26 protein-coding genes and 1 pseudogene are annotated in these 26,818 nt (G+C 70.0%); 14 read left to right on the forward strand and 13 right to left on the reverse strand.

Annotated elements, in window-relative coordinates; genetic code table 11:
- Positions 1-124: 124 nt before the first annotated feature.
- The gene (locus ACFXOM_RS00365; RefSeq protein ID WP_385036657.1) at positions 125-1,345 is read right to left on the reverse strand and encodes an NADP-dependent malic enzyme; all 1,221 of its coding nucleotides are present in this window, start codon (positions 1,343-1,345) and stop codon (positions 125-127) included.
- Between the two features lie 555 nt (positions 1,346-1,900).
- On the opposite strand from ACFXOM_RS00365, the gene ACFXOM_RS00370 reads away from it, so the two are divergent.
- The 3 genes from ACFXOM_RS00370 to ACFXOM_RS00380 are packed head-to-tail and all read left to right on the forward strand — an operon-like array spanning position 1,901 to position 4,635.
- Complete coding sequence (locus tag ACFXOM_RS00370) at positions 1,901-2,866, forward strand: ABC transporter substrate-binding protein (RefSeq protein ID WP_384931700.1); 966 nt, start codon at positions 1,901-1,903, stop codon at positions 2,864-2,866.
- A 46-nt stretch (positions 2,867-2,912) separates the two neighbouring features.
- A complete protein-coding gene (locus tag ACFXOM_RS00375) occupies positions 2,913-3,872 on the forward strand; it encodes an amino acid ABC transporter permease (RefSeq protein ID WP_384931703.1) in 960 nt (319 codons plus the stop codon).
- 1 nt (position 3,873) lies between these two features.
- Positions 3,874-4,635 (forward strand): amino acid ABC transporter ATP-binding protein, encoded by a 762-nt coding sequence (locus ACFXOM_RS00380; RefSeq protein ID WP_384931706.1) that lies wholly within the window; start codon positions 3,874-3,876, stop codon positions 4,633-4,635.
- Positions 4,636-4,727: 92 nt separating this feature from the next.
- Here ACFXOM_RS00380 and ACFXOM_RS00385 read toward each other — a convergent pair.
- Positions 4,728-5,486: pseudogene (locus ACFXOM_RS00385) on the reverse strand (class I SAM-dependent methyltransferase).
- A gap of 92 nt (positions 5,487-5,578) precedes the next feature.
- Here ACFXOM_RS00385 and ACFXOM_RS00390 point away from each other — a divergent pair.
- The gene (locus ACFXOM_RS00390; protein WP_384931709.1) at positions 5,579-6,208 is read left to right on the forward strand and encodes a CGNR zinc finger domain-containing protein; all 630 of its coding nucleotides are present in this window, start codon (positions 5,579-5,581) and stop codon (positions 6,206-6,208) included.
- Here ACFXOM_RS00390 and sodX read toward each other — a convergent pair.
- Positions 6,112-6,531 carry a nickel-type superoxide dismutase maturation protease gene (gene sodX, locus ACFXOM_RS00395; RefSeq protein ID WP_384931712.1) on the reverse strand — a complete coding sequence of 140 codons (420 nt, stop codon included), beginning with the start codon at positions 6,529-6,531 and terminating at the stop codon, positions 6,112-6,114. The two genes, ACFXOM_RS00390 and sodX, sit on opposite strands and share 97 nt — an antisense overlap.
- 149 nt (positions 6,532-6,680) lie before the next feature.
- Here sodX and sodN point away from each other — a divergent pair, with 149 nt between their 5' ends.
- On the forward strand, positions 6,681-7,076 hold the full coding sequence (sodN, locus tag ACFXOM_RS00400) for a superoxide dismutase, Ni (protein WP_242329810.1): 396 nt from the start codon (positions 6,681-6,683) through the stop codon (positions 7,074-7,076).
- A gap of 408 nt (positions 7,077-7,484) precedes the next feature.
- On the opposite strand, the gene ACFXOM_RS00405 is transcribed toward sodN, so the two are convergent.
- Positions 7,485-8,468 carry a LysR family transcriptional regulator gene (locus tag ACFXOM_RS00405; protein ID WP_384931716.1) on the reverse strand — a complete coding sequence of 328 codons (984 nt, stop codon included), beginning with the start codon at positions 8,466-8,468 and terminating at the stop codon, positions 7,485-7,487.
- A gap of 202 nt (positions 8,469-8,670) precedes the next feature.
- On the opposite strand from ACFXOM_RS00405, the gene snpA reads away from it, so the two are divergent.
- Positions 8,671-9,339 carry a snapalysin gene (snpA, locus tag ACFXOM_RS00410; RefSeq protein ID WP_384931719.1) on the forward strand — a complete coding sequence of 223 codons (669 nt, stop codon included), beginning with the start codon at positions 8,671-8,673 and terminating at the stop codon, positions 9,337-9,339.
- A gap of 361 nt (positions 9,340-9,700) precedes the next feature.
- On the opposite strand, the gene ACFXOM_RS00415 is transcribed toward snpA, so the two are convergent.
- Entirely contained in the window at positions 9,701-10,153 is a 453-nt protein-coding gene (locus ACFXOM_RS00415) for a DUF6304 family protein (RefSeq protein WP_384931721.1), read from the reverse strand.
- Between the two features lie 392 nt (positions 10,154-10,545).
- Entirely contained in the window at positions 10,546-11,130 is a 585-nt protein-coding gene (locus ACFXOM_RS00420; RefSeq protein WP_384931726.1) for a dihydrofolate reductase family protein, read from the reverse strand.
- Positions 11,131-11,269: 139 nt separating this feature from the next.
- On the opposite strand from ACFXOM_RS00420, the gene ACFXOM_RS00425 reads away from it, so the two are divergent.
- Positions 11,270-11,845 (forward strand): TetR/AcrR family transcriptional regulator, encoded by a 576-nt coding sequence (locus ACFXOM_RS00425; RefSeq protein WP_384931729.1) that lies wholly within the window; start codon positions 11,270-11,272, stop codon positions 11,843-11,845.
- A 43-nt stretch (positions 11,846-11,888) separates the two neighbouring features.
- Here the strand turns inward: ACFXOM_RS00425 and ACFXOM_RS00430 are convergent, their stop codons facing one another.
- From ACFXOM_RS00430 to ACFXOM_RS00440, 3 genes are all read right to left on the reverse strand, one after another.
- Complete coding sequence (locus tag ACFXOM_RS00430) at positions 11,889-12,509, reverse strand: GNAT family N-acetyltransferase (protein WP_384945055.1); 621 nt, start codon at positions 12,507-12,509, stop codon at positions 11,889-11,891.
- Positions 12,510-12,601: 92 nt separating this feature from the next.
- Complete coding sequence (locus ACFXOM_RS00435; protein WP_384945101.1) at positions 12,602-13,642, reverse strand: family 2 encapsulin nanocompartment cargo protein polyprenyl transferase; 1,041 nt, start codon at positions 13,640-13,642, stop codon at positions 12,602-12,604.
- Between the two features lie 109 nt (positions 13,643-13,751).
- Positions 13,752-15,167 (reverse strand): family 2B encapsulin nanocompartment shell protein, encoded by a 1,416-nt coding sequence (locus ACFXOM_RS00440; RefSeq protein WP_384931735.1) that lies wholly within the window; start codon positions 15,165-15,167, stop codon positions 13,752-13,754.
- A gap of 173 nt (positions 15,168-15,340) precedes the next feature.
- Here ACFXOM_RS00440 and ACFXOM_RS00445 point away from each other — a divergent pair, with 173 nt between their 5' ends.
- Positions 15,341-16,333 (forward strand): 1-aminocyclopropane-1-carboxylate deaminase/D-cysteine desulfhydrase, encoded by a 993-nt coding sequence (locus ACFXOM_RS00445; RefSeq protein WP_384945049.1) that lies wholly within the window; start codon positions 15,341-15,343, stop codon positions 16,331-16,333.
- Here ACFXOM_RS00445 and ACFXOM_RS00450 read toward each other — a convergent pair.
- Positions 16,315-17,910 carry a Na+/H+ antiporter gene (locus ACFXOM_RS00450; RefSeq protein ID WP_384931741.1) on the reverse strand — a complete coding sequence of 532 codons (1,596 nt, stop codon included), beginning with the start codon at positions 17,908-17,910 and terminating at the stop codon, positions 16,315-16,317. The genes ACFXOM_RS00445 and ACFXOM_RS00450 overlap by 19 nt on opposite strands.
- 45 nt (positions 17,911-17,955) lie before the next feature.
- On the opposite strand from ACFXOM_RS00450, the gene ACFXOM_RS00455 reads away from it, so the two are divergent.
- The 3 genes from ACFXOM_RS00455 (at position 17,956) to ACFXOM_RS00465 (ending at position 19,888) form a co-directional block, all read left to right on the forward strand.
- Positions 17,956-18,216: a UBP-type zinc finger domain-containing protein gene (locus ACFXOM_RS00455; protein WP_384931743.1), complete on the forward strand. Its 261-nt coding sequence runs from the start codon at positions 17,956-17,958 to the stop codon at positions 18,214-18,216.
- Between the two features lie 242 nt (positions 18,217-18,458).
- On the forward strand, positions 18,459-18,872 hold the full coding sequence (locus ACFXOM_RS00460) for an anti-sigma regulatory factor (protein WP_384931746.1): 414 nt from the start codon (positions 18,459-18,461) through the stop codon (positions 18,870-18,872).
- Positions 18,761-19,888 carry an RNA polymerase sigma factor SigF gene (locus ACFXOM_RS00465; RefSeq protein ID WP_384932078.1) on the forward strand — a complete coding sequence of 376 codons (1,128 nt, stop codon included), beginning with the start codon at positions 18,761-18,763 and terminating at the stop codon, positions 19,886-19,888. Before ACFXOM_RS00460 ends, ACFXOM_RS00465 begins: the two co-directional genes overlap by 112 nt.
- Before the next feature lie 34 nt (positions 19,889-19,922).
- Here ACFXOM_RS00465 and ACFXOM_RS00470 read toward each other — a convergent pair whose 3' ends face one another.
- The gene (locus ACFXOM_RS00470) at positions 19,923-20,357 is read right to left on the reverse strand and encodes a hypothetical protein (protein WP_384945047.1); all 435 of its coding nucleotides are present in this window, start codon (positions 20,355-20,357) and stop codon (positions 19,923-19,925) included.
- A 101-nt stretch (positions 20,358-20,458) separates the two neighbouring features.
- Between ACFXOM_RS00470 and ACFXOM_RS00475 the strand changes: the two genes are divergently transcribed.
- Together ACFXOM_RS00475 and ACFXOM_RS00480 are read left to right on the forward strand one after the other, a co-directional pair.
- Complete coding sequence (locus ACFXOM_RS00475) at positions 20,459-21,427, forward strand: diacylglycerol/lipid kinase family protein (RefSeq protein WP_384945044.1); 969 nt, start codon at positions 20,459-20,461, stop codon at positions 21,425-21,427.
- A 308-nt stretch (positions 21,428-21,735) separates the two neighbouring features.
- Positions 21,736-21,993 carry a WhiB family transcriptional regulator gene (locus ACFXOM_RS00480; protein ID WP_003953983.1) on the forward strand — a complete coding sequence of 86 codons (258 nt, stop codon included), beginning with the start codon at positions 21,736-21,738 and terminating at the stop codon, positions 21,991-21,993.
- Positions 21,994-22,196: 203 nt separating this feature from the next.
- Here the strand turns inward: ACFXOM_RS00480 and ACFXOM_RS00485 are convergent, their stop codons facing one another.
- On the reverse strand, positions 22,197-23,663 hold the full coding sequence (locus ACFXOM_RS00485; protein ID WP_384932081.1) for a PAS domain-containing sensor histidine kinase: 1,467 nt from the start codon (positions 23,661-23,663) through the stop codon (positions 22,197-22,199).
- A 603-nt stretch (positions 23,664-24,266) separates the two neighbouring features.
- On the opposite strand from ACFXOM_RS00485, the gene nagB reads away from it, so the two are divergent.
- The gene (gene nagB / locus ACFXOM_RS00490; protein WP_384931753.1) at positions 24,267-25,052 is read left to right on the forward strand and encodes a glucosamine-6-phosphate deaminase; all 786 of its coding nucleotides are present in this window, start codon (positions 24,267-24,269) and stop codon (positions 25,050-25,052) included.
- Positions 25,053-25,309: 257 nt separating this feature from the next.
- Here nagB and ACFXOM_RS00495 read toward each other — a convergent pair whose 3' ends face one another.
- Positions 25,310-26,818 carry a glycoside hydrolase family 3 protein gene (locus ACFXOM_RS00495; RefSeq protein WP_384931756.1) on the reverse strand — a complete coding sequence of 503 codons (1,509 nt, stop codon included), beginning with the start codon at positions 26,816-26,818 and terminating at the stop codon, positions 25,310-25,312.

Here is a 26,818-nt window from a genome sequence, read left to right on the forward strand (position 1 = left end):
ACCCCCCGCCACTCCCCTCCCCCCACGGAACCACAGAAAAAGAAAAAAACCACCCCCCCCCCCCACCCCCCCACACCCCCCCCCCCCCCGCCCCGTCGTCACCGTCACGGTCCGCCGTGGTCGCTCAGCGGCGGGCGACGCCCTCCGCGCGGGCCGCCGCGGCGACGGCCGCGGTGACCGCCGGGGCTACCCGCTCGTCGAAGGGCGACGGAATGACGTAGTCGGGGGCGAGTTCGTCGCCCACGACGGCCGCCAGCGCGTCCGCCGCGGCGATCTTCATGCCCTCGGTGATCCGGGACGCCCGGACCTGGAGGGCACCGGCGAAGATGCCGGGGAAGGCGAGCACATTGTTGATCTGGTTGGGGTAGTCGCTCCGGCCCGTGGCCACGACGGCGGCGTACTTGTGCGCCACGTTCGGGTGGACCTCCGGGTTCGGGTTGGCCATGGCGAAGACGAACGCGCCCGGCGCCATCGAGGCGACCGCGTCCTCCGGAACCGTACCGCCGGAGACGCCGATGAAGACGTCGGCACCCGCCAGGGCGGTCTCCAGCGATCCGGAAAGCCCCGCACGGTTGGTGATCTCCGCGAGCTCGCGCTTCACCGGCGTGAGGTCCTCGCGGTCCCGGCTGACGATCCCCTTGCGGTCCGCGACTGCCGCGTCCCCGAGTCCGGCCTCCAGCAGGAACTTCGCGATGGCGACGCCGGCCGCACCCGCGCCCGAGATGACAGCGCGCAGGTCGCCCAGCTCCCGGCCGGTCAGCTTCGCCGCGTTACGCAGGGCCGCGAGGGTGACCACGGCCGTGCCGTGCTGGTCGTCGTGGAAGACCGGGATGTCCAGCCGCTCCTGGAGCTTGCGCTCGATCTCGAAGCACCGGGGCGCCGAGATGTCCTCCAGGTTCACCCCGCCGAAGGACGGGGCGAGCCGGACGACGGTCTCCACGATCTCGTCGGCGTCCGTGGTCGCGAGGGCGATCGGCACCGCGTCGACGCCGCCGAACTGCTTGAACAGGATCGCCTTGCCCTCCATCACGGGGAGCGAGGCCTCCGGACCGATGTCGCCGAGGCCGAGCACGGCGGTACCGTCCGTCACGACCGCCACGACCTGCGATTTCCAGGTGTAGTCATGGACGAGTTCGGGCTGCTCGGCGATAGCGCTGCACACCTTGGCGACGCCCGGCGTGTACGCGAGGGACAGGTCGTCCCTGTCCCGCACCGGCACGGTGGCCTGGACGGCCATCTTCCCGCCCCGGTGCAGAGCGAAGGCCGGATCGAAGGGCTCCCCGGAATCCCCGGTGGCACTCTCCGCACCGTTGTCGCTGCGAGGATTGACGATCTCCGCTGCCATTGTCGTTTGACCCCTTAAGTCTTCAAATGTTGAGGGTAGCCGCTCCTGGTTAAGGAGGGGTGGGCGGGCACCGCGTCCGCTCCCTGTGCTGGGTGGTTGGCCCGCCCCGACAGGGGGAGGTACGAACGCGCGGGCGCGCCGCACAACGCGCCCTGGGCCCCGGATGAGGGGTGTAAGGATCCTTCTTACCGGACGGACGGCACCGACGACGAGTGCATCGGTCACACGGTGACGGCCCGGTGACACGACTCATGCGTCATATGCTGACAAGTCAGGACCATACGGTGGAACACGTGATGAATCCTGTCCAAATCCCGAGACGATCTGAAGATTTTCCGGTCTCACGAAGGTAAAGCCGCAGATGATGCGGCAGGTCAGGGCCGGATGTAGCGGCCCGTGGGGGGTCAGGGGGTCACCCGTTATCCGATTTTGACATGCGGAGCCCCCTGAATGTCCCGGTCCGAATGGCAAGATGCCGTAATCACACAAGGTCCCCACACCCGAAGGTGTGTGCCAGACCTAGGCAACTCCCACACTCGCCGGAGGAACCCGACCATGACCGCAAGCACCACCCGTCGTACGACCGCTGCCAGGTCCCGAGTCGCCGCGGTCGGCGCCATCGCGGTCGCCGGCGCACTGGTACTCACCGCCTGCGGTGACCAGACAAACGGGGGGACCGGCACGGACAGCGGCAAGACCGCCGCCGGCAGCAGCGCCCCGCTCTTCGCCAAGCTGCCCAAGAAGTACCAGGACTCCGGTGTCATCAAGGTCGGCACCGACGCCACCTACGCCCCGATGGAGTACGAGGAGGGCGGCCAGATCGTCGGCGTCGACCCCGACATCGCCGCCGCCCTGGGCAAGGAGCTCGGCGTCAAGTTCCAGTTCACCAGCGGCACCTTCGACGGCTTGATCTCGTCGCTCAACACCGGCCGCCAGGACATCGTGATGTCCTCGATGAGCGACACCAAGGCCCGCCAGGAGGGCCTGGACGACAAGGGCAAGAAGACCGGCAAGGGCGTCGACTTCGTCGACTACTTCACCTCCGGCGTCTCCCTGCTCGTCAAGAAGGGCAACCCGTCGAAGATCACCTCGCTCGACGACCTGTGCGGCAAGAAGGTCGCCGTCCAGCGCGGCACGATCTACGAGGACACCTTCAAGGCCCAGGCCGCGAAGTGCACCAAGGCCGGCAAGGGCGCCCTCGCGATCGAGGCGTTCGACACCGACCCCGAGGCCCAGACCCGCGTGAAGTCCGGCGGTGCCGTGGCCGACCTGAACGACTACCCGATCGCCGCGCACATCGCGAAGACCGCGGGCGGCGGCAACGACTTCGAGGTCGCGGGCGGCCAGACCGACGCCGGTCCGTTCGGCATCGCCGTCAACAAGGACAACACCCAGCTCCGTGACGCGATCAAGGACGCCCTGGACGCGATCATCAAGAACGGCGAATACGCCAAGGTGCTGGAGAAGTGGGACGTCAAGAACAGCGCCGTCACCGAGGCGACGGTCAACGCCGGTAAGTAAGTCCTGGCGCAACACGCCTCAAGCGTTCCACTGAAGGGCAGTCACTGTGACTGACAAGTTCGACAAGACGCCTGCCGACGAGCCGCCAGCCGGCTCGTCGGCGGGCACGGGTGACGCCGTCGCGGCCCACCCCGAGCAGATCAAGGCCATCCCGGTACGGCACTACGGACGCTGGGTGGCCGGCGTGGTCGTGGTCGCGTTGCTCGGGATGCTCGCCTACGCCTTCGCTCAGGGTGACATCCGCTGGGCGACGGTCGGCGACTTCCTGTTCGACGACCGCATCATCCAGGGCCTGCTGAACACCATCCTGATCAGCATCCTCTCCATGATCATCGGTCTGGTGCTGGGCATCCTCTTCGCGGTCATGCGGCTGTCGAAGAACCCGGTCACCGGCTCCGTGGCCTGGCTGTACATCTGGTTCTTCCGCGGCACCCCGGTGTACGTGCAGCTGCTGCTGTGGTTCAACCTCGCGCTGATCTTCCCCATCCTGAACCTCGGGTTCTACAAGGATGAGATGGTCGACGTGATGACCCCGTTCATGGTGGCCCTGCTGGGCCTCGGCCTGAACGAGGGCGCCTACATGGCCGAGATCGTCCGGGCCGGCATCCAGTCGGTCGACGAGGGCCAGGCCGAGGCCTCGCACGCGCTGGGCCTCTCCAACAGCAAGACCATGCGCCGGATCGTGCTCCCCCAGGCGATGCGGGTGATCGTGCCGCCCACCGGCAACGAGTTCATCAACCTCCTGAAGACCTCCTCGCTGGTCTCCGCCGTGCAGTACACCGATCTGCTGCGCGCCGCGCAGAACATCGGCTCGACGTCCTTCGCCATCATGGAGATGCTGATCGTCGCCTCCATCTGGTACCTCACCCTGACCAGCATCTTCAGCATCGGTCAGTACTACGTCGAGCGGTACTACGCCCGGGGTTCGCTGCGTGCTCTGCCACCCACGCCGTGGCAGCGCGTCAAGATGAACCTGCTGTCCCTCCAGAGCCCCAGGGGGGTGTGACATGACCGCCATGGTGAAGGCCGAGGGCGTACACAAGTCCTACGGCGCCGCCCACATCCTCAAGGGCATCGACCTCGAAGTGGCCCCCGGTGAGGTGTTCTGCCTCATCGGACCCTCGGGCTCCGGAAAGTCGACCTTCCTGCGGTGCATCAACCACCTCGAGAAGATCAACGCCGGCCGTCTGTACGTCGACGGCGAGCTCGTCGGCTACCGCCAGAAGGGCGACAAGCTCTACGAGCTCAAGGACAGCGAGGTCGCCCGGCAGCGCCGCGACATCGGCATGGTGTTCCAGCGCTTCAACCTGTTCCCCCACTTGACCGCCCTGCAGAACGTCATGGAAGCGCCCGTCCAGGTCAAGGGCGAGTCCAAGGCCACCGCCCGGGAGCGCGCCGCGAAGCTGCTCGACCGGGTCGGACTGGGCGACAAGGCCAACAACTACCCGTCCCAGCTCTCCGGCGGCCAGCAGCAGCGCGTCGCCATCGCGCGGGCGCTGGCGATGGAGCCGAAGCTCATGCTCTTCGACGAGCCCACCTCGGCGCTCGACCCGGAGCTCGTCGGTGACGTCCTGGACGTCATGCGCGGTCTTGCCGAGGACGGCATGACCATGGTCGTCGTCACGCACGAGATGGGCTTCGCGCGTGAGGTCGGCGACTCGCTGGTCTTCATGGACGGCGGTGTCGTCGTGGAGTCGGGCCACCCTCGTGACGTCCTGACCAACCCGCAGCACGAACGGACGAAGTCCTTCCTGTCGAAGGTGCTCTGACCGGACCGTCCGCGACGCGGGCCGGGTTCCCACCGCTCCGCGCGGTGGGAACCCGGCCCGCCGTCGTTGATGCGGCTCCTGCCGTGGCACGACTACTTCAGCGCGAGGACCAGGGCGTCCGAAGGGGAGGCCAGACCGCACGGGCCTCGGCGAAGCCCGCGGCCCGCAGCGTGGTGGTGCGCCGGTCGACCGAGGGGGTGTCGCCGTCGGCGTGCTCACCGTAGATCTCGAACCGGCGGGCCGTGGGGGCCGCGAGCACCGGGTCCTCGGCCGCGAGGGCCCACCAGTCCGCCCAGTCCGGCGCCCCGCCGGCCTTGGCGCTGTCCATGGCCGCATGGCGGTGGGCGCGCTCGGCGGCGTTGATGCGCGGCGTGGACGGGTCGGGCATGTGGTCGACGTTCACGAAGACTCCCGTCAGCCACCAGCGGGGCGATCTGCCCGTAGAGGGTGGCCGGCGGACCGCTGTGCAGCCAGTGCAGGGCGGTGGCGGTCAGCACGGCGTCGAAGGCCGTGTGCGGGAGTTTCCCGGTCCGACCGGGGTCGGTGAGGTCGGCGGTGACGAACGCGACCCGGTCGTCACCGGCGAAGGACCCCTGCGCGATCGTGAGCAGTGCGGGATCGAGATCCACTCCGGCGCTCTGCGCCTTCGGGAACCGCGTGAGGAGCCGGCCCGTGATGCTTCCCGTACCGCACGCGAGGTCCAGGACCCTCGGTTCGGGGCCGACCACGGCCTCGACCATGTCGAGCATCACCCGGAAGCGTTCCTCGCGATCGGGCATGTACCACTCCTGCCGGCGGTCCCAGCTGTCCTGCCAGGCCTGCCAGTCGGTCCCCACCACCGTCTCCGTCATTGCACCCCCTCCGCTTCGTAATACCCTCGATACAGGAGCATCTGTTACCCCTGTCCATCGCCGACACCGGACCGCACGCGTAAGGACTACAAGTGGAACTGGCCTATTACTCGGACTACGCCGTGCGCCTCGTGAACACCGAGGAGCCGGCTCGTAACAAGGACTCGCTCACCTCGGTCGAGGCGGTCCGCGAGCTCTTCGGCCCGTCCTCCCAGGCCGCCCGCCGGGCCACCGAAGCGGACATCACCCGCTTCCGTTCCGTGCGGAGCAGGCTGCGCGCGGTCTTCACCGCGGCAGACTCCGGCGACCAGACCCACGCCGTCGACCTGCTCAACTCGCTGCTGCTCGAATTCCCGGTCAGCCCCCAGATCTCCGGCCACGACCGCATCGACGACGAGGGCAGGCCGCGCTGGCACATGCACCTCGCCGAACACCCCTCCAACGCGACGGCCGGCTACGCGGCCATCGCTGCGATGGGGCTGGCCTTCCACCTCACCGAGTTCGGGGCCGACCGGCTCGGCCTGTGCCAGGCTGCGCCCTGCCGCAACGCCTACCTCGACACCTCCACCAACCGCTCGCGGCGCTACTGCTCCGACCGCTGCGCCACCCGGGCCAACGTCGCCGCCTACCGCGCCCGCAAGCGCCTGGAGACCGAGCGGTCCGGCAGCACGGGCCGCAGCGCCGAGGTCACCCAGGCGAGTACCTCGCGCACCGACCGTTGACGTCGCGGGCGCGGACGGTAGCGGAACCGGGCCCGGCCGAGCACCAGCCCCTCCGGCACGACACCGAACACCCGGCTGTCGCCTTCCGAGTACGGGTTGTCCCCCAGCACCCACCAACCGCCGTCGCGCCGCTCCACGAGCCGCTTGACGATCAGCAGGTTCTGCTGGAGCGGATGGCGCATCACGGCCACGTCCCCGGGCCGTATCACCGCTGAGTAGTGCACCAGCAGCCGGTCACCGTGCGCCAGGGTCGGATACATGGACGGCCCGGTCACCTCTGCGATCCCGAAGGACATTCTCGACTCCCGCCCCAGCTCCGTCATCGGCCACCTCCGGGTACACCGTACGTTCGGCCAGCGGTCCCGCCGTCGCCCCGGACTTTTGTCCTAAGCCCAAGGGGGCCCTCGCGAAAACGCGTCTTCCACGGAGTAATGTCCCACCTGAGAAGACGATCACGAGGAAGGACAGCTCAATGCTCTCCCGCCTGTTTGCCCCCAAGGTGAAGGTCAGCGCGCACTGCGACCTCCCCTGCGGCGTGTACGACCCGGCCCAGGCCCGTATCGAGGCCGAGTCGGTCAAGGCCGTCCAGGAGAAGATGGCCGCGAACGACGACCCGCACTTCCAGGCCCGCGCCACGGTCATCAAGGAGCAGCGCGCGGAGCTCGCCAAGCACCACGTCTCGGTGCTGTGGAGCGACTACTTCAAGCCGCCGCACTTCGAGAAGTACCCGGAGCTGCACCAGCTGGTCAACGACGCCCTGAAGGCCCTCTCGGCGGCCAAGGCGTCGAAGGACCCGGCCACGGGCCAGAAGGCGCTGGACTACATCGCCCAGATCGACAAGATCTTCTGGGAGACCAAGAAGGCCTGATCTCCGGTCAGCCCCTTCGACCTGCGGTCCTCCCGGTCGCACGGTCTCTGTCCGCACCCGGTCCACGGTCCGCCGAGCACGGCGTCCACGTCGGACCGGGTGCGGTCTTCTTTTTCCGCTTCCTCCTCCCGGCCGCAGGTGGTCGCGGATCCGCGGACGGGCAGCGGCAGCACTGATGGAGTTCGACCTGGGTTCGTGGGCGCGGATCGGACGACGGGTCACCCGGGATCCGTCGTCGGGTGGGCGACGCCCCGGATTTGCCCCGGACGTGCTCGGCGGGCCGTTGGCCAGCGGCTCCCGCGCGGTTCCTCCCGGGAGCCGGTCGCGACGTCTCCGAAGACGAGCTGACCCGCGCCGCGATGGCCTTGGCCCGGCTCCGGCTCCGGCTCCGGCTCCGGCTCCATGGGATCACGCCGCGGGGGTGTGGAGCAGCGGGCTCTTGTTCCGGAGCAGCCACTGCCGGTACGGCGTCGCGCGCAGAGCCGCCTCCCGGTAGGCGGCCACGAGATCCGCGTAGATCCCGTCGTAGGTCTCCGAGGTGGTGCCCGGAGACGAGCCGCGGGCGGGGCGCCAGTACAGGAGCAACCGTACGGCGAGCGGGTCGTCGAGCAGCGGGCGGATCGCCATGTCCTCGCGCGGCCTTGACGTGGGTTGGCACGGTGCGACGGCTTCGCCCACGACGATCAGGGAGGCCGCGGTGTGGTAATCCGCGTGGAGCACCGGCGGGTTGATGCCGGCGGCGTGCAGCACGCGGCGCAGGCCGTCCCATTCCCCGTCGACCGTGGGGTCGACCAACCACCGGTCCTCGGCCAGATCGGCAAGGTCCACGACCGGCGAGGCGGCGGCCGGATGGTCCCGGGCCAGGGAGATGAACTGGGGCTCCCGTTCGACGAGTACCCGCCGTTCCAGCCCCGCGGGGACGAGCAGCGGGCACCCCTCCACCTCGTGCACGAACGCCACGTCGAGCTGGCCGGCGGCGAGCATCCGCAGGAGCGCGTTCGCCGAGACGTTCATGTGGAGGGAGAGGTCGGCGCCGTCGAGCAATCGCCCCCTCAGCCGGCGCAGCCAGCCCGCGAGGGCTCGGCTCGCGGTCGAACCGACACGCAGGCGCCGCCCGTCCGTCTGCGCGGCGGCCGCCTTGGTCTCCAGGACCAGCGCGGACATCTCGGCGACCAGGGGCCGGGCGCGGCTCAGCACCGATCGGCCCAGCGGAGTGGGGCGACAACCGGTGCGCTCCCTGACGAACAGCGTCCCGCCGAGCGCGTTCTCGATGCGCTGCAACTGGGTCGTCAGGGCGGGCTGACTCATTCCCAGCAGTCGCGCGGCCTTGTGCAGACTGCCTGCGTCGGCGATCGCGCAGAGCACGCGCAGATGCCTCACCTCCAGCTCCATGATGTGAGGGTAGGACCGCACCTTCCGTCACACCAGACGCATGTGCTGCATCAAACTCCCCTATTTCAGGGGGAGTTGTAGGCGGCGGGCGCCTGGTGATGCGCTCGTGCTATCGCCGATTGACATCATCCGCCCGGCGGCAGTGCTCCCCGACACTCTCCCGTACCGAACCGTTCTCGGACGAGACGAGTAGGAGCCCCCCATGAGACATCCCGTACGGCACCGCCCGAGGGCATTACTGTCAGCCGCCCTCGGTCTTGCCGCTGCGCTGACCGCCGCCATCCCCGTCACCACCACAGCCGCTGCGGCCGCCGTCCCCACCGGCAACACCGCAACGACCGTGGCTTACCAGGGTTCTACGGAGGACACCAGGGCCACCAAGGCGTTCTTCGACGCCGTCGTCAGGTCGGTCGCCGAGAAGCGGGCCGCGAACCCGGGCGTCCGCACCGTCACCGTGGTCTACAGCGCGAGCTACGCGCCCAGCTTCCGCTCGCAGATAGCGAGCAGCACCCGGATATGGAACAGCTCCGTCACCAACGTACAGCTGCAGGAGGGCAGCAACCCCGACTTCCGGTACTACGAGGGCAATGACCCGCGCGGCTCGTACGCCAGCACCGACGGCCACGGCAGCGGCTACATCTTCCTCGACTACCGGCAGAACCAGCAGTACAACTCCACCCGGGTCACCGCCCACGAGACCGGGCACGTGCTCGGGCTCCCCGACCACTACTCCGGGCCCTGCAGCGAGCTGATGTCGGGCGGCGGTCCCGGCACCTCCTGCCAGAACGCCTATCCCAACGCGGCCGAGCGCACCCGCGTGAACCAGCTCTGGGCGAACGGCCTCGCCGCGGCCATCGCCCGCGTCTCCTAGCCCCACCGCCGCCAGGTGCCCCGTGACCGGGTCCGCGTTCCCGGTCACGGGGCACGTGCGTCGTCGGGCGGGGGCAGGTCCACCCCCGGCCGTGGCCGGGGCCGTCGCCATGGGCGGGGCCGGGCGGAAGGTCCCACCACGCCTGCGCACGCCTCGCCCCTCCCGACCTCGCCGGCGGTCGGCACGGGCGGGACGAGGCCGCCTCGGCGGCATACCGCGACGGCGAGAACCCCTTCGGGCCGCGCCCCGCCCTGCCGCAGGGTCGTCTTCGGCGGCTCCGCCGGGCCGTCCCGGCGATCGGCGGGGGTGCGACGCCGAACAACGGGTCCGGGCGACACCCGCCGCCCGGTCCGCCGTCCGGTCAGGCGGTCTCCAACAGCCCCCGCCCGAACCTCGCGTCCGTCGGCAGCTGCCGACGGATGCGCTCCAGCGCCCCGTCGAAGTCGCCTCCGGCGATCCCCGACCCGTAGGCCGCACCCCCGAAGTGCAGCGTCAGGTTCAGGTCCACCCGGTCGGGATCGCCGTGTGGCCCGCGCTCCCCGAGCGTCAGCAGACAACTCAGCGTGGCCTGCTGGGACTCCCCGCCGATGGCGACGGACAGCGGCATGTCCCACTCCAGTACGCAGCCGAAGAGGGATTCCCCCGAGTCCACCCCCTTCAGCGCGGCAAAACCCGGACCCTCGTACTCAACTCCCCTGATACGGGTGCGTATTTCACGCCCGCTCGCCACGATCGAGACGGCGATCACGATCGATTCCGCACCCCGGCGGTCCCGGTACCAGCCGGTCCGCACTTCCGTCGACTCCGATGACATGGCGCGGACTGTAGCGGTACGACCGGGCCCGGCGTACGACCGGTCGCTTCTCGAACGGTCTGGTCGCGTCCGGGGCTAGGCGGGGGAACCTGCGGCGGGCTCGCCGTCCGCCCGTTCGGGGCGCTGCATCCGTTCCGATTCTCGGGCGCCCGACGCACGGTCACCGCCTTGCGCGCAGCGGGGGTCGCGGCAGGGGGCGGCAGTCCACTGGGGGACGAACACCCCGAGGACCTTGCGTCGTCTGATCACGGAACCGACGGGCCGTCCGCAGAACGGGCACACGAACTCGTCGTGCGGGCGACGGGCGGTTCGGCGCCCTTCGCTGCCCATACCTCCAGGATAGGACGGTGCGCCCGGGACGCACGGTGGTGCTGCCCGCCCACGTCCGCCCGCTACCGCTTCCTGCTGTACTTCCGCACGAGTGCCCCATTGTCGAAGGCTCGCACCGAGTCCAGCGCGAACTTCGTGACGGCGAATCCGGCGCCGAACATCGGCATGCCCGAGCCGTACACTTCCGGGTAGGTCTTGATCACGAGCTCGTCGACCTCGCCGATCAGCTCACCGGCCAGCTGCGAGCCCCCGCAGAGCCAGATGTCGAACCCGCTCTCCTCCGTCTTGAGTTCGCGGATCCGTGCGACCACGTCGCCGGACACGATCTCGACGTTCGGGTCGGGCGACCCGTCGAGGGTGCGCGAGGCCACGAATTCGCGCAGATGCCCGTAGGGGCTGGTCACTCCGGCGTCCAGGGCCAACCGGTAGCTCCCACGGCCCTGGATGACCGTGTCGAAGTGCCTGTTCTCGGCGAGCTCCAGGTTGAGCAGCTTCCGACCTTCGGCCGAGATGGTCTCCGGATACTCGGCCCTCAGGAAGTCCAGGAACTCCTCGTCCACATAACTGAACATGGACGATGCGTCGCCGTTCGGGTCGCCGATGAAGCCGTCGATCGAGCAGGCAATGAAATAGGTGAGCTTGCGCAAACCGGTCCTCTGTCTCTTTGCGGGTAGGGTCCAGCGGCCGGCCTCGCAGGGCGAGGTCGAACCACTCCACATATAGTGCTCCATGTGTAGTGGTTGAACAACAGCTTTTCCCGAAGGCATGTCGAGGAGGTGGCCGCAGGTGGCCAGGAACCCGGAACGCAGGACGACGCTCGTCGACGCCGCCATCGAGGTGCTCGCCCGCGAGGGCGCCCGCGGCCTCACCTTCCGCGCAGTGGACACCCAGGCCGGCGTCCCCGCCGGAACGGCCTCCAACTACTTCGCCAACCGCGACGACCTGCTCACCCAGGCCGGCGCCCGCATCCACGTGCGGATGACCCCCGAGCCGGAGCAAGTCGAGGAGGCGATGCGCCCTGCCCCCACCCGCAAGCTGTACGTCGAGCTGATGCGCTGGCTCGTCCGGCGGATGACCGAGGAGCGCACCGGCTACCTCGCCATGCTCGAGCTGCGGCTGGAAGCCACACGTCGCCCGGCGCTGCAGGCCGAGCTGAACCAGGCGATCCGCGCGGTACTGGAAGAGAACCACCGGTTCCACGTCGAGTCCGGGCTACCCGGCGACACGGACACCTTCCTCACCCTCTATCTCGCCATGACGGGCCTGATGCTCGAGCACTTCACCCTGCCCCAGGTACTCGCCCACCGGGACCTCGACACATTGGTGGAGGCCGTCGTGACACACATCGTCCCGGAGGAGTGAGGCGCGCCCGGGAACACGTCGGCCGCGGACGCGGACGTCTGCGTCACCGGGCGGCCGGCGCCACTCCCCTTCCGGCCATGGGCTCCCGCCACATCGGCCACATCCGGGGTCCGTCGGGCAGGTCGACCGTGCGGTCCATGAAGGCGAATCCGAGCCGCTCGTAGAGCCTGCTGCTGCGGGCGCTGCTCGCCTCCAGATAGGCGGGCACCCCGTGGCGGTCACAACGCTCCAGGGCGGGAGCGAGCAGCGCGGTCCCGAGCCCCTGGCGCTGGCGGTGCGGGGCGACCGCGATCAGCATGAGGTACTCGTGCACCCTCCCGTGCGGGTGGACCTCCCCCGTGAGCCGGCCGACGAGCTCGGCGCGCTCGTTGTCGGGATCGGCGATCTCGCGCATCCGGGCCGGGGTGTCGTCCTTCTCCTCGGACGGCTCCGCCGGCATCCGGAGCCAGAGCGCCGCGGCCGCCCCGTCCTCGGTCATGTCCACCCGGCCGCCCTCCAGCGCGATGTCCAGGAACACCCCGAGGAAGGTTCCGTGCACCGCGCGGCGGTGGGTCTCATCGGGAAACACCCATCCGCTCACCGGATCGTCCATGAACGCCTCGTCGAGCAGCTGCACCACGGCAGCCCGGTCGCGCTTCCCTGCCTGCCGTATCCGAACGTCCACGACCGAATCTCTTCCTCGTCAACTAGCCTGCATTTCATATGAGTTGGGGTGATCATAGAGTCAGGCCGCCCTCGCGGGTGACGCGGCCGACCTCAGCGTCTGCGGCGCGTGACGAACTCCGCCAGGGACAGCAGATCCCCCGCAGCCCTGAGGTCCGGCACCGCCCGGGACAACTGCTGGACCGCACGCGCCATGCGGTCGGCGGCCTCCAACTGCGCCCAGTCCCTGCCGCCGGCCCGGTCCACCGCGTCGGCGGCCAGCCGGACCGACCGCTCGTCCATCGGCCGTCCGTAGAGCCCTGCCAGCTCCGCGCCCGCCGCGGTGCCCGAACTCAGGGCCGCCACCACCGGCAGCGACTTCTTGTGGGCGACCAGATCGGCACCCGCCGGCTTGCCGGTGCGCTCGGGATCACCCCAGATACCGATCAGGTCGTCGATGAGCTGGAAGGCGAGACCGGCCTCGCGCCCGAAGGCGTCCATGGCGGCGATCTCCTCGTCACCGGCGTCCGCGTACAGCGCACCGAGAGCACAGGCGCAGCCCAGTAGCGCTCCGGTCTTGGCCGTCGCCATGGCGAGGCACTCGTCGAGGGACACCTCGTGCGGGCCGAGCTGCTCGAAGGCACAGTCGGCCTGCTGGCCGGCACACAGCTCGATCACACAGGCCGCGAGCCGCGCCGAGGCCGCAGCGGAGGCCGGATGTCGGTCTTCCGCGAGCAGCCGGAGCGCCAGGGCCAGCATGGCGTCCCCCGCAACGATGGCATCCGGGGTGCCGAACACCGTCCAGGCGGTGGGTCGGTGCCTGCGGGTCGGATCCTCGTCGATGACGTCGTCGTGCAGCAGCGTGAAGTTGTGTGCCAGTTCCACGGCGGCCGCGGCGCGTACGGCGCGCTGCGGGTCGCCGCCGAGCGCCCGGGCAGCGGCGAGCACCAGTGCGGGCCGGATCGCCTTGCCCGCCGACTCCGCCGCCGGACTGCCGTCGGCGTGCTCCCAACCGAAGTGGTACATGGCGACACGACGTATCGAACCGGGAAGGGACTCCACCGTGTCACGCAGCCGGGGGTCGACGACGGTACGGGTGCGGTCCAGAAGGGCCGCAGCCTCGTGTCCCTCGGTGGCGGCATCCGTGCTGATCATGGTCACGGGTCACTTCCTCTGTGGAGGGTGGGCGGGGGCGGCCCGGTGCTGCCCCCGCCGCAGCGGTGGATACGGTCGGCCACCGGCGTCCGGCCGTCCGGACAGCCGGTCAGCGCCAGCGGCTCACCTCGACGTTCTCCAGCACGCCCAGCGCGTCCGGCACGAGGATCGCTGCCGAGTAGTAGGCGGTGACGAGGTAGGAGATGATCGCCTGCTCGTCGATACCCATGAAACGGACCGACAGGCTGGGCTCGATCTCGTCGGGAATGCCTGCCTGCTGCAAGCCGACCACACCCTGGTCGTCCTCGCCCGTGCGCATGCAGAGGATCGAAGTGGTCCGCGCCTCCGAGATCGGGATCTTGTTGCACGGGAAGATCGGCACACCGCGCCAGGCGGGGATCCGGCTGCCACCGATGTCCACCGTGTCGGGGTAGATCCCGCGCTTGCTGCATTCGCGGCCGAAGGCGGCGATGGCGCGCGGATGGGCGAGGAAGAGCTTTGATCCGCGCCGGCGGGACAGCAACTCGTCCATGTCGTCGGGGCTCGGCACGCCGTCGTGGGGCTGGAGCCGCTGCCCGTAGTCACAGTTGGCGAGGAGGCCGAACTCCCTGTTGTTGATGAGCTCGTCCTCCTGGCGCTCGCGCAGCGCCTCGACCGTGAGCCGCAACTGCTGCTCGGTCTGGTTCATCGGCTGGTTGTAGAGGTCCGCGACACGGCTGTGGACCTTCAGGACGGTCTGGGCAACGCTCAGTTCGTACTCGCGCGGAGCCGCCTCGTAGTCCACGTACGTATGCGGGACGACGGCTTCCCCGACGTGCCCCGCGGAGAGGTCGATGGCGGCCTCCCCGTACTTGTTCGTCCGCTGGTGGGGGAGCGACTGCACAGAGCGGAGGTGGGCACCGAGCGACTCCACGCGGTCCGCGAGGATCAGGACGTCCTGCCGCGTGAGCTCCAGAGCCACGCACGCGGTGGCCGCGCGGGCCGTGAACTCCCACACGGCGTCCCCGTCGGCCAGGGCAGCGTCCCCGAAATAGGAGCCGTCGGCGAGGACTCCGAGCACCGCCTCGTCCCCGTAGGGGCCGGTGCCGATCTGCTCCACCCGGCCGTGTGCCAGGAGGAACACCCGGTCCGTCGCCTCGCCTTTCACGGCCAGTACGTCACCGGGCGCGAACCTCACCTGTCGGCAGCGCTGGGCCAGCTCGCCGAGCACTCCCTCCTCGGCGAACTCCCGCAGTGGCGGCAGCTCACCGAGCTCGGCCGGAATGACCTCGACCTGGCTCCCGGTCTGGATGAAGGTGACCCGGCCGTCGCCCACGGAGTAGCTGAGCCGACGGTTCACCCGGTACGTACCGCCCTGGACCTGGACCCAGGGCAGCATGCGCAGCAGCCACCTGGAGGTGATCTCCTGCATCTGGGGGGCCGACTTGGTGGTGGTCGCCAGGTTCCGCGCGGCTGCCGTACCGAGACTCTGCTGCGGCGGCGCCTGGTCTTCGCGCACCTCGTCACCAACCGAACCAACCGACATGGGACTCCTTCGCATTCATGGTTTGACCTGCGGGGATAAGCCTTCATCACAGAGGGTCGACGCGCCATTACACAAATGAGTGGGACTAGTCGGGGACGTGCGGGGCATGCCGATCGTTTTCCACCCGCTTGGCGCACCCGCACCCACCCCCTTCCCCTTCCCGCCCCGCGGCCATGCGCCGTGCACCGCCGGGACGGGATGGCGAAGATAGGGGGGTGAACGCGTCCGGACTCGCTGCCCTGCACCCACGGCTCCCCTCCCCCCTGCAGCCGGTGGACGACGAGCGCTTCGCCCGCCACGGCGTGCGGCTGCTGCTCAAGCGCGACGACCTGATCCACCCGGACATCCCGGGCAACAAGTGGCGCAAGCTGGCGCCGAACCTGCTCGCCGCCGCGGGGCGCACCGTCCTGACCTTCGGGGGCGCGTACTCCAACCATCTGCGCGCCACCGCCGCCGCCGGGCGGCTGCTGGGCTTCCCCACCGTCGGGGTGGTGCGCGGCGAGGAGCTGGCGGACCGTCCGCTCAACCCCTCGCTCGCCGCGTGCGCCGCGGACGGGATGCGCCTGCACTTCGTGGACCGCGGGAGCTACCGGTGCAAGACCGAACCCCAGGTGCTGGCGGCGCTGCTCGAGCGCTTCGGGGACTGCTACATCGTGCCCGAGGGCGGCAGCAACGCACTCGCCGCGCGCGGCTGCACGGACCTCGGACGCGAACTGGGGGATGTCGACGTGGCCGCCGTCGCCTGCGGCACCGGTGGGACCCTCGCCGGTCTGGCGGCAGGGTTGGCGCCCGGCAGGAGGGCCCTCGGCATACCCGTGCTCAAGGGCGGCTTCCTCGGCGGGGAGATACGCGCACTACAAGACGAGGCCTTCGGTGGGCCCGCGGGCGCCTGGTCGCTGGACGACCGCTTCCACTTCGGCGGATACGCCCGTACCAGCGGAGACCTCGCGTCCTTCGCGGACGACTTCGAAACGCGGCACTCGATCCCGGTCGAACGCGTCTACGTCGCCAAGTTGCTGTACGGCCTCGTCGCCCTGGTGGGCGAGGGTGCCTTCGCGCCGGGAACCGCCGTGGCCGCGGTGATCACGGGGACCCCCGCACGAGCTGTGGCCGGGCGGGTGGAGACGGTCCGCACGGCTCCGGCCCCTCAGCCACCCTCCCGGTAGGCGGCGGCCTCCTCCAGGTCCAGCCTGCGCAGCAGGGTGCGCATCATCTCGTCGTCGATGCGCCGGGCGTCGCGCAACCGCACGAAGACCTCCCGCTCCGTCTGGATCACGTCCCGGGCGAGTCGGCGGTAAGTGTCGTCGGCGGACTCACCGGTGACGGGATTGCCCGCGCCGAGCCGCTCCCAAGGGGAGTGCTTGCGTCGTTCGAGGACCGTGCGGAGCCGGTCGGCGAGCGGACCGGGAAGGGCGTTGCGCTCGTCGACGAGCAGTTCCTCCAGGCGTTCCTCCGCAGCCCTGGACGCCTCACTCTGCGCCTGCGCCTCGGCCAGGGTGAGTGACTGCGGGTCACGCTGGGGCAACTTGAGCGCGCGGATGAGCGGCGGAAGCGTCAGCCCCTGCACCACGAGCGTTCCGATGACCGTGGTGAAGGTCAGGAACAGCACGAGGTTGCGGGCCGGGAAGGGGGCCCCGCCGGGCACGGTGAGGGGGATCGAGAAGGCGATCGCCAGCGAGACCACCCCGCGCATCCCGGCCCACCCGACGACCACCGGCGCCTTCCAGTCGACCCCCGGCTCCCGCTCCCGGATCCGGCGTGACAGCTTCCGGGGCAGGAACGTCGCGGGGAACACCCAGACGTAGCGGGCCACGACCACGACGACGAAGACCCCGACGGCGTACCCGGCGGCCTCCCCGACGCCGTACGCGCCGAGCCCCTGGACGACGTACGGCAGCTGCAGCCCGATCAGCGCGAAGACCGCCGACTCCAGGATGAAGGCGACCATCCGCCAGACGGCTTCCTCCTGGAGCCGGGTGGCGAAGTCGACCTGCCACGCGTGGTGTCCGAGGTACAGGGCGACCACCACGACCGCGAGCACGCCGGATGCGCCGAGGTACTCGGCCGCGGCGTAGGCGACGAATGGGATGAGCAGGGAGAGCGTGTTCTGCAGCAGGGCTTCCTTCAGGTGCGTGCGCAGCCAGTGGATCGGCACCATCAGCACGAGCCCGACGGCGATGCCCCCCGCGGCCGCGAGGAAGAACTCCCCGACGCCGCCGAGCCAGCTCACGCCCTCGCCGACCGCCGCCGCGAGCGCCACCCGGTACGCGGTGATGGCCGTGGCGTCGTTCACCAGCGACTCGCCCTGGAGGATCGTGGTGATGCGGTGCGGCAGTCCGAGCCGGCGGGCGATCGCGGTGGCGGCAACGGCGTCCGGCGGGGCCACGACGGCGCCGAGGACGAGCGCAGCGGTGAGCGGAAGATCGGGCACCAGCAGGTACGCGAGGCAACCGACCACGACCGTCGCGAAGAGCACGTACCCCACGGACAGCAGGGCGATCGGCCGGACGTTCGCCCGCAGGTCGAGGTACGAGCTGTCGATGGCCGCCGTGTGCAGCAGCGGGGGGAGGATCAGCGGCAGCACGATCTCCGGATCGAGGGCGTAGTCCGGGATGCCCGGCACGTAGGAGGCCAGCAGACCGGCGGCGACCAACAACAGCGGCGCCGGCACGGGCGTCCTGCGGGCGGCCCCGGCGATCGCGGCGCTCGCAGCGATCAGCGCCACGACTGGCAATGCTTCCATGTCCGCGTCCTCACGTCCCTCGCCGCACGTCGTAACCTGGCCATCATGAGCGAGTGCCAGCACGTTCTCGACCTGCCGCACCCCGAGCCCGCACAACAGTGCGGCACCTGCCCCCAGTGTTTGGCGGACGGGACCCACCCCGTACAGCTGCGGATCTGCCTGACCTGCGGGCACGTGGGGTGTTGTGATTCCTCGGCGGGTCGGCACGCTTCCCGGCACTCCGAACAGGAAGGGCATCCGGTGATGCGGACGCTGGAGCCCGGTGAGACCTGGCGCTGGTGCTTCGTGGACGGTTCGATCGTCTGACGTGTGGGTACGTCAAACCTCCGCCGGTAGTTCGTAATTGAGACCCGCAGACCCCTAGCCACTGTCCGTACGCATAGGCTTACCATGAGTGACAGAGTCGGGGAGGGGTGCCAGCGACACGGCACCATGGATCACGGTAGCGTCGCCAGTCCAGGTACTGGCTGCGCACCGACGCGTAGCCCTCGGCTCCGGGATCGTCCTCCCGGAGCCTCGATCGACCTTGTGCCACCTTGGAGGTGAGGGTGTCCCAGATCGCAGGCGAGCCCGGGACCCAGGACTTCGTGGAAGTCCGGCTGCCCGCTGCGGGTGCCTACCTGTCCGTGCTGCGTACGGCCACAGCCGGCCTCGCGGCGCGCTTGGACTTCACCCTCGACGAGATCGAGGACCTGCGGATCGCCGTAGACGAGGCCTGCGCGATCCTGCTCCAGCAGGCCGTCCAGGGTTCCGTCCTCAGCTGTGTCTTCCGGCTCGTCGACGACTCCCTGGAGGTCACCGTCTCGGCTCCGACGACCGACGGCCGCGCCCCGGAGCGCGACACCTTCGCCTGGACGGTGCTCTCGGCACTGGCGGGCAAGGTCGACTCCTCCGTGGCGGACGACCGCACGGTCTCCATCAGTCTGTACAAACAGCGCGGCGCGGGACCCGGGCCGGCGTGAGGGACGAGGACCGTCCGGTGCGTGACGAGGAGCGCATCCCCGGGGTCGCGAACGGCGGGCGTGCCGTTCCGGCGGAGCCGGCGTACGCACCGGCGGCAGGCATCCCGGAGCAGCAGGCCAGGCCGCACCCGGTGGACGAGCATGACGGCCTTTCGGCCTCGGCGGAGCAGAAGCAGGCTGGGGGTACCTCCCAGGCGAAGCGGAGGGCGGCCCATATGAGCGAGCAGGAACTGGACTCCACGGCGCACGAGCACCACGCCCCGAACGACCGGAGCGAGGCGCGGTCGCTGTTCATCGAGCTGCGCAAACTTCCGGACGGGTCCCCCGAGCGCGCCGAGCTCCGCAACCGGCTGGTGCGGATGCACCTCCCCCTGGTCGAGCACCTGGCCCGCAGGTTCCGCAACCGCGGCGAACCACTGGACGACCTGACGCAGGTCGCCACGATCGGCCTGATCAAGTCGGTGGACCGGTTCGACCCGGACCGGGGCGTCGAATTCTCGACGTACGCGACCCCCACGGTCGTCGGCGAGATCAAGCGCCACTTCAGGGACAAGGGCTGGGCGGTCCGGGTGCCGCGCCGCCTCCAGGAGCTGCGTCTCTCGCTGACCACGGCGACTGCGGAGCTCTCCCAGCAGCACGGCCGCTCCCCGACGGTCCACGAGCTGGCCGAGCGGCTCGGCATCTCCGAGGAAGAGGTGCTGGAGGGCCTGGAATCGGCCAACGCGTACTCCACCCTGTCGCTGGACGTACCGGATACCGACGACGAGTCGCCCGCGGTCGCGGACACCCTGGGCGCCGAGGACGAGGCGCTCGAAGGCGTCGAGTACCGGGAGTCGCTGAAGCCGCTGCTGGAGGATCTGCCGCCCAGAGAGAAGCGGATTTTGTTGCTCCGGTTCTTCGGCAACATGACGCAGTCACAGATCGCGCAGGAGGTGGGCATCTCACAGATGCACGTCTCCCGTCTCCTGGCCCGTACGCTCGCGCAGCTCCGAGAGAAGCTGCTGGTGGAGGAGTGAGGTGGCGGCGCCCCGCCGGTCGCGGCGGTGCCGCCTAGGACCCGGCGGCCCTGCCCCGGATGCCCAGCGCCTCCGTGGTGGCCGGGTTGACCAGCAGCACCAGGGCCGTCACGGCGATGACGGCGAGGGCGATGCCGGCCGGGATGTAGCCCCCCGAGGAGCGCAGCAGCGTCCACGCCACCGGCGCGGCCATGATCTGGGTGATGATCGCGGGACCTCGGCTCCAGCTACGACGCAGCAGCAGGCCGCGCGCCGCCAGGAGGGGGATGAGCCCCAGGGCGATCAGCGTCGCCCCGCCGGTCTCGGCCTGAGACGTGCTGTCGGGGTCACCGGTGAGGCCCGCCACCAACATGTACGCACCGCCGGCGATCAGGGCCAGGGCCTCCAGCCCGCACAGGGCCGCCGCGGCCGTCAGTCGGGCGGGGCGCGGTCCGGAAGTCCGCTCGGGGGTCTGCTCAAGCCTGCTCACCCCTGCAGGGTAGCCGTGCACCGTCGCAGGTCCCCGCGACCCCCGGTCCGCAGAGCGACCCGGGCTGGGTCCGGTACCGCCCGGTAGGTACCCTGTCGCCCATGCGTGCACTCCTCGTGGTCAATCCGGCGGCAACCACCACCAGTGCCCGCACCCGCGACGTGCTCATCCACGCACTCGCCAGCGAGATGAAGCTGGATGCGGTGACCACCGAGTACCGCGGCCACGCCCGGGATCTCGCCCGCCGCGCGGCCGATTCAGGCGACGTCGACCTGGTCGTGGCACTGGGGGGCGACGGCACGGTGAACGAGGTGGTGAACGGTCTGCTGCACGCCGGGCCCGATCCCGACGCGCTGCCCCGCCTCGCGGTCGTGCCCGGCGGCTCCACCAATGTCTTCGCCCGCGCGCTCGGGCTGCCGAATGACGCCGTGGAGGCGACCGGCGCGATCCTGGACGCGCTCGGCCACCACAGCGAGCGGACGGTCGGCCTGGGGCTGGCGTCGGGGACCCCCGGCTCGGTCGACGAGGCGATCGGGCCGCGCTGGTTCACCTTCTGCGCGGGGTTCGGCTTCGACGCCGGGGTGATCGGGAGGGTCGAGCAGCAGAGGGAGCGGGGCAAGACCTCGACGCACGCGCTCTACGTGCGTCAGGCGCTCCGCCAGTTCTTCGAGGAGCCGCACCGCAGGCGCGGCGTGATCACACTGGAGCGCCCGGGCGCGGACCCGGTGACGGACCTCGCCCTGTCGATAGTCTGCAACACCACACCCTGGACGTACCTGGGGAACCGGCCGGTCTACGCCTCCCCCGAGGCGTCCTTCGACGACGCCCTCGACGTGCTCGGTCTGACCAGACTCTCGGCGACCGCGGTCACCCGCTACGTCACTCAGCTGCTCACTTCGACCCCCGAGCGCGGCCCTCGGGGCAAGCACGTGGTCTCCTTTCACGATCTGACGGACTTCACCTTGCATTCGAAGGCCCCGCTCCCGTTCCAACTGGACGGAGACCACCTCGGCGTGCGGACCAGCGTGACGTTCACAGGCGTTCGCCGTGCACTGCGTGTGATTGTGTGAGTGGAAGGACCCAACGGCCTTTATCTCGAACGTATGGGCTGGGATCCACCCCATGGAAGTACGGCTGTGACCTAGTCGACACCGAGGAATCAAAAAAAACTTTCCAGAAGGGGTTGTATCCGCCGCCGAGGTTTGCGAATCTCTACATGGCGATCGGGACGGCCCGCTGAATCGGCCTCCGAAAGCCAGAACCCCTCCTCATTCCAAGGACCACAACCAGCTTGCCTGGGCGTTGGCCCTTCACCTGCGGGGGGATTCGTGAAAGCGTTCACATTCACAAGCACGTTATACCGAGAGAGGTAGCAGCCATGGACTGGCGTCACAACGCCGTTTGCCGCGAGGAAGACCCCGAGCTGTTCTTCCCCATCGGCAACACCGGTCCTGCGCTGCTGCAGATCGAGGAAGCCAAGGCCGTCTGCCGCCGCTGCCCCGTCATGGAGCAGTGTCTGCAGTGGGCGCTCGAGTCCGGTCAGGACTCCGGCGTCTGGGGTGGCCTCAGCGAGGACGAGCGTCGCGCCATGAAGCGCCGCGCCGCTCGCAACCGGGCGCGCAACGCCAGCGCCTGACGCCCCCTGTTACGAGCCAGAGCCCGGCGGCGCGTACGGCGAGTACGCACTCACCGCCCCCGAGCCGCAGCACGCAGCAGTAACCCACAGCATTCGAGCCCCGGACCGAATCGAATCGGTCCGGGGCTCGCTGCTGCACGCCCTGACTGCTGTCCTGGACCAGCGCCGGACCGGCCCCACCGCCGGCGGCCGTGCGTGGGCCGTTACTTCTGGCTCTGCACGGGGATGTCGAGCACCACGCGCGTTCCGCCGCCCGGGGCCGGACGCATGTCGAAGCTGCCGCACAGCTCCCCCACGACCAGGGTCCGGATGATCTGGAGGCCGAGATTGCCGGCCCGCTGGGGATCGAAGCCCTCCGGCAGACCCCGACCGTCGTCCTGCACGGTGATCAGCAGCCGCTCGGCGTTCAGCGGTCCCCCACGTACGGCCGTGACCTCGACCGTGCCGTGCTCACCCGGTGCGTAGGCGTGCTCCAGCGCGTTCTGCAGCACCTCGGTGAGGACCATGGAGAGCGGGGTCGCGACCTCGGCGTCGAGGATCCCGCAGCGGCCGGTGCGACGACAGACGACCTTGCCTGGTGAGATCTCGGCGACCATGGCGAGGACCCGATCGGCGATCTCGTCGAATTCGACGCGCTCATCGAGATTCTGGGAAAGGGTCTCGTGGACGATGGCGATGGAACCGACGCGGCGGACCGCCTCGTTGAGCGCTTCCCGTCCGCGTACGGAATCCATGCGGCGGGCTTGGAGCCGCAGCAGCGCCGCCACGGTCTGGAGGTTGTTCTTCACCCGGTGGTGGATCTCCCGGATGGTGGCGTCCTTCGTGATCAATTCGCGCTCACGGCGCCGGAGTTCGGTGACGTCGCGCAGCAGGACCAGGGAGCCGATGCGGGGGCCTTTCGGCTTGAGCGGGATGGCCCGCAGTTGAATGACACCCCCGTTGCCCTCGACCTCGGCCTCGCGGGGCGCGTAACCGCTGGCGAGTTTGACCAGCGCCTCGTCGACCGGACCCCGGGACGGGGCGAGTTCGGCGGTGATCTGTCCGAGGTGCTGGCCCACCAGGTCCGCGGCGAGCCCGAGTCGGTGGTAGGCGGAGAGGGCGTTCGGCGAGGCGTACTGCACGACACCGTCGGCGTCGAGGCGGATCAGGCCGTCCCCGGCGCGGGGCGAAGCGTCCATGTCGACCTGCTGGCCGGGGAAGGGAAACGCTCCTGCAGCAATCATCTGGGCGAGGTCCGACGCAGACTGCAGATAGGTGAGTTCGAGGCGGCTCGGGGTGCGGACGGTCAGCAGGTTGGTGTTGCGGGCGATCACGCCGAGGACGCGACCCTCACGTCGGACCGGGATGGACTCGACCCGCACCGGCACTTCCTCACGCCATTCGGGGTCGCCCTCGCGCACGATGCGGCCCTCGTCGAGTGCAGCGTCCAGGAGCGGCCGGCGTCCACGCGGAACCAGGTGGCCCACCATGTCGTCCTGGTAGGAGGTGGGGCCGGTGTTCGGCCGCATCTGTGCGACGGAGACGTAACGGGTACCGTCGAGCGTGGGGACCCAGAGGACGAGATCCGCGAAGGAGAGATCCGAGAGCAGTTGCCACTCCGAAACCAGCAGATGGAGCCACTCGAGGTCGGACTCACTCAGAGCGGTGTGCTGGCGGACGAGGTCGTTCATGGAGGGCACGCTGCGAGCGTACCTTCGCTGTGCACCTGACGTGACGGGGCTCCGTGGTGGAAGATGGACCCTGGATCGGTCCGTGCGCATGGATGGACAGACCAGAATGGTCTAGTCCAGAATGTCGTACACAATGATGGAACACATACCTCCACCCTCCCCGCACAGGAGGGTGGACCGAGGCACCCGGCGCTCTCTGCCCTGACTGCGCCGATTGCCTCCGACGGTCGGACGGGAACCGCACTCCCGCCGGCCGAGCAACTCCGGGCTGCGGTGCCGGGCGGGTTGAGGGTCCCGTTCTGGCGCCGCGGCCCGCGGGTGTTTCCGGGGCCTGCCACTCCCCCGCCGCACCGCTCCGGTCGAGCCGACGCTTCCGGCGCGCGCCCCACTCCCCACCGGACCGCCTCGTCGCCCGGCGGCCCGATCCGTGCTGGAGTGGAAGGAGCAGGGCGGGCACCGCGGCGGGAGGTCCGGGCCCGCGCCACCGGCCCGGTCGACCGCACGGGAGCGCGTCCCGCCGGCCGGAACCCACCACACCCTGCACACCGCCTCTGCTAAATTGGTCTATACCACATTGACCTTCAAGGGATCGGCAGGCCCAGCGTGGAAGTCGTCATCGTCGCGGACGCCAAGGCAGGCGGAGAACTCATCGCCCGGGGCATCGCGGACCTTCTCCGTCGCAAGCCCGGTGCACTGCTCGGTGTGGCCACCGGATCGACCCCGCTGCCCGTCTACGAGGCCCTGGCCGAGCAGGTGCGCGCCGGTGAGGTCGACGCCTCGCAGGCGCGCATAGCCCAGCTCGACGAATACGTGGGCCTGCCGGCCGGGCATCCCGAGTCGTACCGCTCCGTCGTGCTGCGCGAGGTCGTCGCGCCGCTCGGATTGGACGAGGGTGCCTTCATGGGTCCGGACGGCTCGGCGAGGGACGTCCAGGCCGCGTGCGAGGCGTACGACCGGGCCCTGGCGGAGGCGGGAGGAGTCGACCTGCAGTTGCTCGGCATCGGCACGGACGGCCACATCGGCTTCAACGAGCCGTGTTCGTCCCTCGCGTCGCGCACCCGGATCAAGACGCTGACGGAGCAGACCCGGATCGACAACGCACGGTTCTTCGGGGGCGACGTCACACAGGTGCCGCACCACGTCATCACACAGGGGATCGGCACGATCCTGGACGCGCGCCACTTGGTGCTGCTCGCCACCGGCGAGGGCAAGGCGGAGGCGGTCGTCCAGACCGTCGAGGGCCCGGTGTCCGCCCTCGTTCCGGCGTCCGCGCTCCAGTTGCACCCCCATGTGACGGTGGTCGTGGACGAGGCGGCCGCCGCCGGGCTGAAGCTCGCGGACTACTTCCGGCAGACGTACGCGAACAAGCCGGTCTGGCAAGGACTGTAGGTCGGCGACCGCCGCCCGGCTGGAACGGGTCGACCGGCACGACGGCCCGCCCTCAAGGCGATGCCGGCCCGCCCCCGCTTGGGCAGACCGGCATCGTCGTCCGTCGTGGCCGGCCGACGGCCGGCCACTGCCGTCCGTCCTCCTCCGGAGCCGGTCACGGCAGCCCCGCGGACCCACGGACAGGCCCGGTACCGGCCGGCGGCGGCCCGCCACCGGCCCACGGCCCGGACCGTGGGCCGTCCGCGGGAGAAGGGGTGTCACTCGCGCCGCGTGACGGCTTCCGCGGCCGCCAGTCCGCAGACGCGGGCCGCGCCGCAGGTGGCGATGTGGAGGGCGCCGCGGGGCGGAGCCTGGTTGAGGCCCATCTCGACGACGATCGTGTCCGGCCTGACCGCGAGGAGCGCGTCGAGCGACCGTGCCATCCATGCATGGCGGTGGACGTCGCGGACGACGGCGACGATGCGGCGCCCCGCTGCGGTCGCGAGGGCTTCCTCGACGTCGTCGTCCTGACCGTACGTGCCCGTCTCCGTGCCCGGCAGGAGACGGGCCAGTTCCGCCGCGACGCCCCACGGGGTTTCGTCACCGACGGCGATGTTGGCCACGGGCGTGAACGCGGCGACGTACGGTGCCGAGGTGAGCGGCTCCCAGGGCTGCTCTCCAGGAGTGATGCGCAGCGCCCGCCGCGCGGCGGTCAGTCCGATCTCGGTGCCGGGCGCGGTCCCCTCCTGTGAAGCCGCGCCCGGCCCCGATGCCGCCCCCCTGGTCCAGTCCGCGAGCGCACGCACGCGCGCGGCCGCGTCGGCCAGTCGTCCCTCGGGCAGCTCGCCCTTGCGCACCGCGGTGACGAGTGCGTCGCGCAGCCGCAGCACGGTGTCCTCGTCGGCCAGGCCGCCGCCGACGCAGATCGCGTCGGCACCGGCGGCGATCGCGAGGACACTGCCGCGCTCGATTCCGTAGCGTGCGGCGATGGCCTTCATCTCCATGCCGTCGGTGATGATCAGGCCGTCGTAGCCCAGCTCCTGGCGCAGCAGACCGGTGAGGATCTGCGGGCTCAGGGTCGCCGGGCGGTCCGGGTCGAGCGCGGGTAGCAGGATATGCGCGCTCATGACCGACTTGGAACCCGCTGTCACGGCCGCGCGGAAAGGCACCAGCTCACGGGCGTGCAACGTGGCCAACTCCACATCGATCCGGGGCAGGGCGTGGTGCGAATCGACGGCCGTGTCCCCGTGCCCCGGGAAGTGCTTGGTGCATGCAGCGACTCCTGCGGACTGCAGCCCCTGGACGTAGGCGCAGGTGTGCCGGGCCACCAGTTCCGGGTCGGCGCCGAAGGAACGCACCCCGATGACCGGATTGTTCACATTTGAATTGACGTCGGCGGAGGGGGCCCAGTTCAGATCGACCCCGCAGTCGGCCAGCCGACGGCCGAGCTCACGGGCCACCGCCCGGGTGAGGTCCACGTCGTCGATCGAGCCCAGGGCGAAGTTGCCGGGGAAGGAGGACCCGGTGCGGACCTCCAGCCGAGTCACGTCCCCGCCCTCCTCGTCGACGGCGACGAGGACGCCGTCCCGTTCGGCGCGCAACCGTGCGGTGAGGGAGGTGAGTTGCCCAGGTGTGACGATGTTCCGGCCGAACAGACCGACCGAACAGAGTCCTTCGCCGATCCTGCGGAGCAGCCAATCGGGCGCGGTCGTGCCCACGAAGCCGGGTTGCAGGACGGCGAGGGCGTCCCGCGTGAGGGTGTCGGTGCGATCTACGAGGATCGTCAT

This window comes from Streptomyces sp. NPDC059169 (genome assembly GCF_042755225.1).
Taxonomy (GTDB): domain Bacteria; phylum Actinomycetota; class Actinomycetes; order Streptomycetales; family Streptomycetaceae; genus Streptomyces.

Excerpts from the sequence above, each read along its gene's own strand:
- ACFXOM_RS00365 (WP_385036657.1), bottom strand. The coding sequence starts at position 1,345 with ATGGCAGCGGAGATCGTCAATCCTCGCAGCGACAACGGTGCGGAGAGT.
- ACFXOM_RS00370 (WP_384931700.1), top strand. The coding sequence starts at position 1,901 with ATGACCGCAAGCACCACCCGTCGTACGACCGCTGCCAGGTCCCGAGTC.
- ACFXOM_RS00380 (WP_384931706.1), top strand. The coding sequence starts at position 3,874 with ATGACCGCCATGGTGAAGGCCGAGGGCGTACACAAGTCCTACGGCGCC.
- sodX (WP_384931712.1), bottom strand. The coding sequence starts at position 6,531 with ATGACGGAGCTGGGGCGGGAGTCGAGAATGTCCTTCGGGATCGCAGAG.
- sodN (WP_242329810.1), top strand. The coding sequence starts at position 6,681 with ATGCTCTCCCGCCTGTTTGCCCCCAAGGTGAAGGTCAGCGCGCACTGC.
- ACFXOM_RS00405 (WP_384931716.1), bottom strand. The coding sequence starts at position 8,468 with ATGGAGCTGGAGGTGAGGCATCTGCGCGTGCTCTGCGCGATCGCCGAC.
- snpA (WP_384931719.1), top strand. The coding sequence starts at position 8,671 with ATGAGACATCCCGTACGGCACCGCCCGAGGGCATTACTGTCAGCCGCC.
- ACFXOM_RS00415 (WP_384931721.1), bottom strand. The coding sequence starts at position 10,153 with ATGTCATCGGAGTCGACGGAAGTGCGGACCGGCTGGTACCGGGACCGC.
- ACFXOM_RS00435 (WP_384945101.1), bottom strand. The coding sequence starts at position 13,642 with ATGATCAGCACGGATGCCGCCACCGAGGGACACGAGGCTGCGGCCCTT.
- ACFXOM_RS00440 (WP_384931735.1), bottom strand. The coding sequence starts at position 15,167 with ATGTCGGTTGGTTCGGTTGGTGACGAGGTGCGCGAAGACCAGGCGCCG.
- ACFXOM_RS00445 (WP_384945049.1), top strand. The coding sequence starts at position 15,341 with ATGCGCCGTGCACCGCCGGGACGGGATGGCGAAGATAGGGGGGTGAAC.
- ACFXOM_RS00450 (WP_384931741.1), bottom strand. The coding sequence starts at position 17,910 with ATGGAAGCATTGCCAGTCGTGGCGCTGATCGCTGCGAGCGCCGCGATC.
- ACFXOM_RS00455 (WP_384931743.1), top strand. The coding sequence starts at position 17,956 with ATGAGCGAGTGCCAGCACGTTCTCGACCTGCCGCACCCCGAGCCCGCA.
- ACFXOM_RS00475 (WP_384945044.1), top strand. The coding sequence starts at position 20,459 with ATGCGTGCACTCCTCGTGGTCAATCCGGCGGCAACCACCACCAGTGCC.
- ACFXOM_RS00480 (WP_003953983.1), top strand. The coding sequence starts at position 21,736 with ATGGACTGGCGTCACAACGCCGTTTGCCGCGAGGAAGACCCCGAGCTG.
- ACFXOM_RS00485 (WP_384932081.1), bottom strand. The coding sequence starts at position 23,663 with ATGAACGACCTCGTCCGCCAGCACACCGCTCTGAGTGAGTCCGACCTC.
- ACFXOM_RS00495 (WP_384931756.1), bottom strand. The coding sequence starts at position 26,818 with ATGACGATCCTCGTAGATCGCACCGACACCCTCACGCGGGACGCCCTC.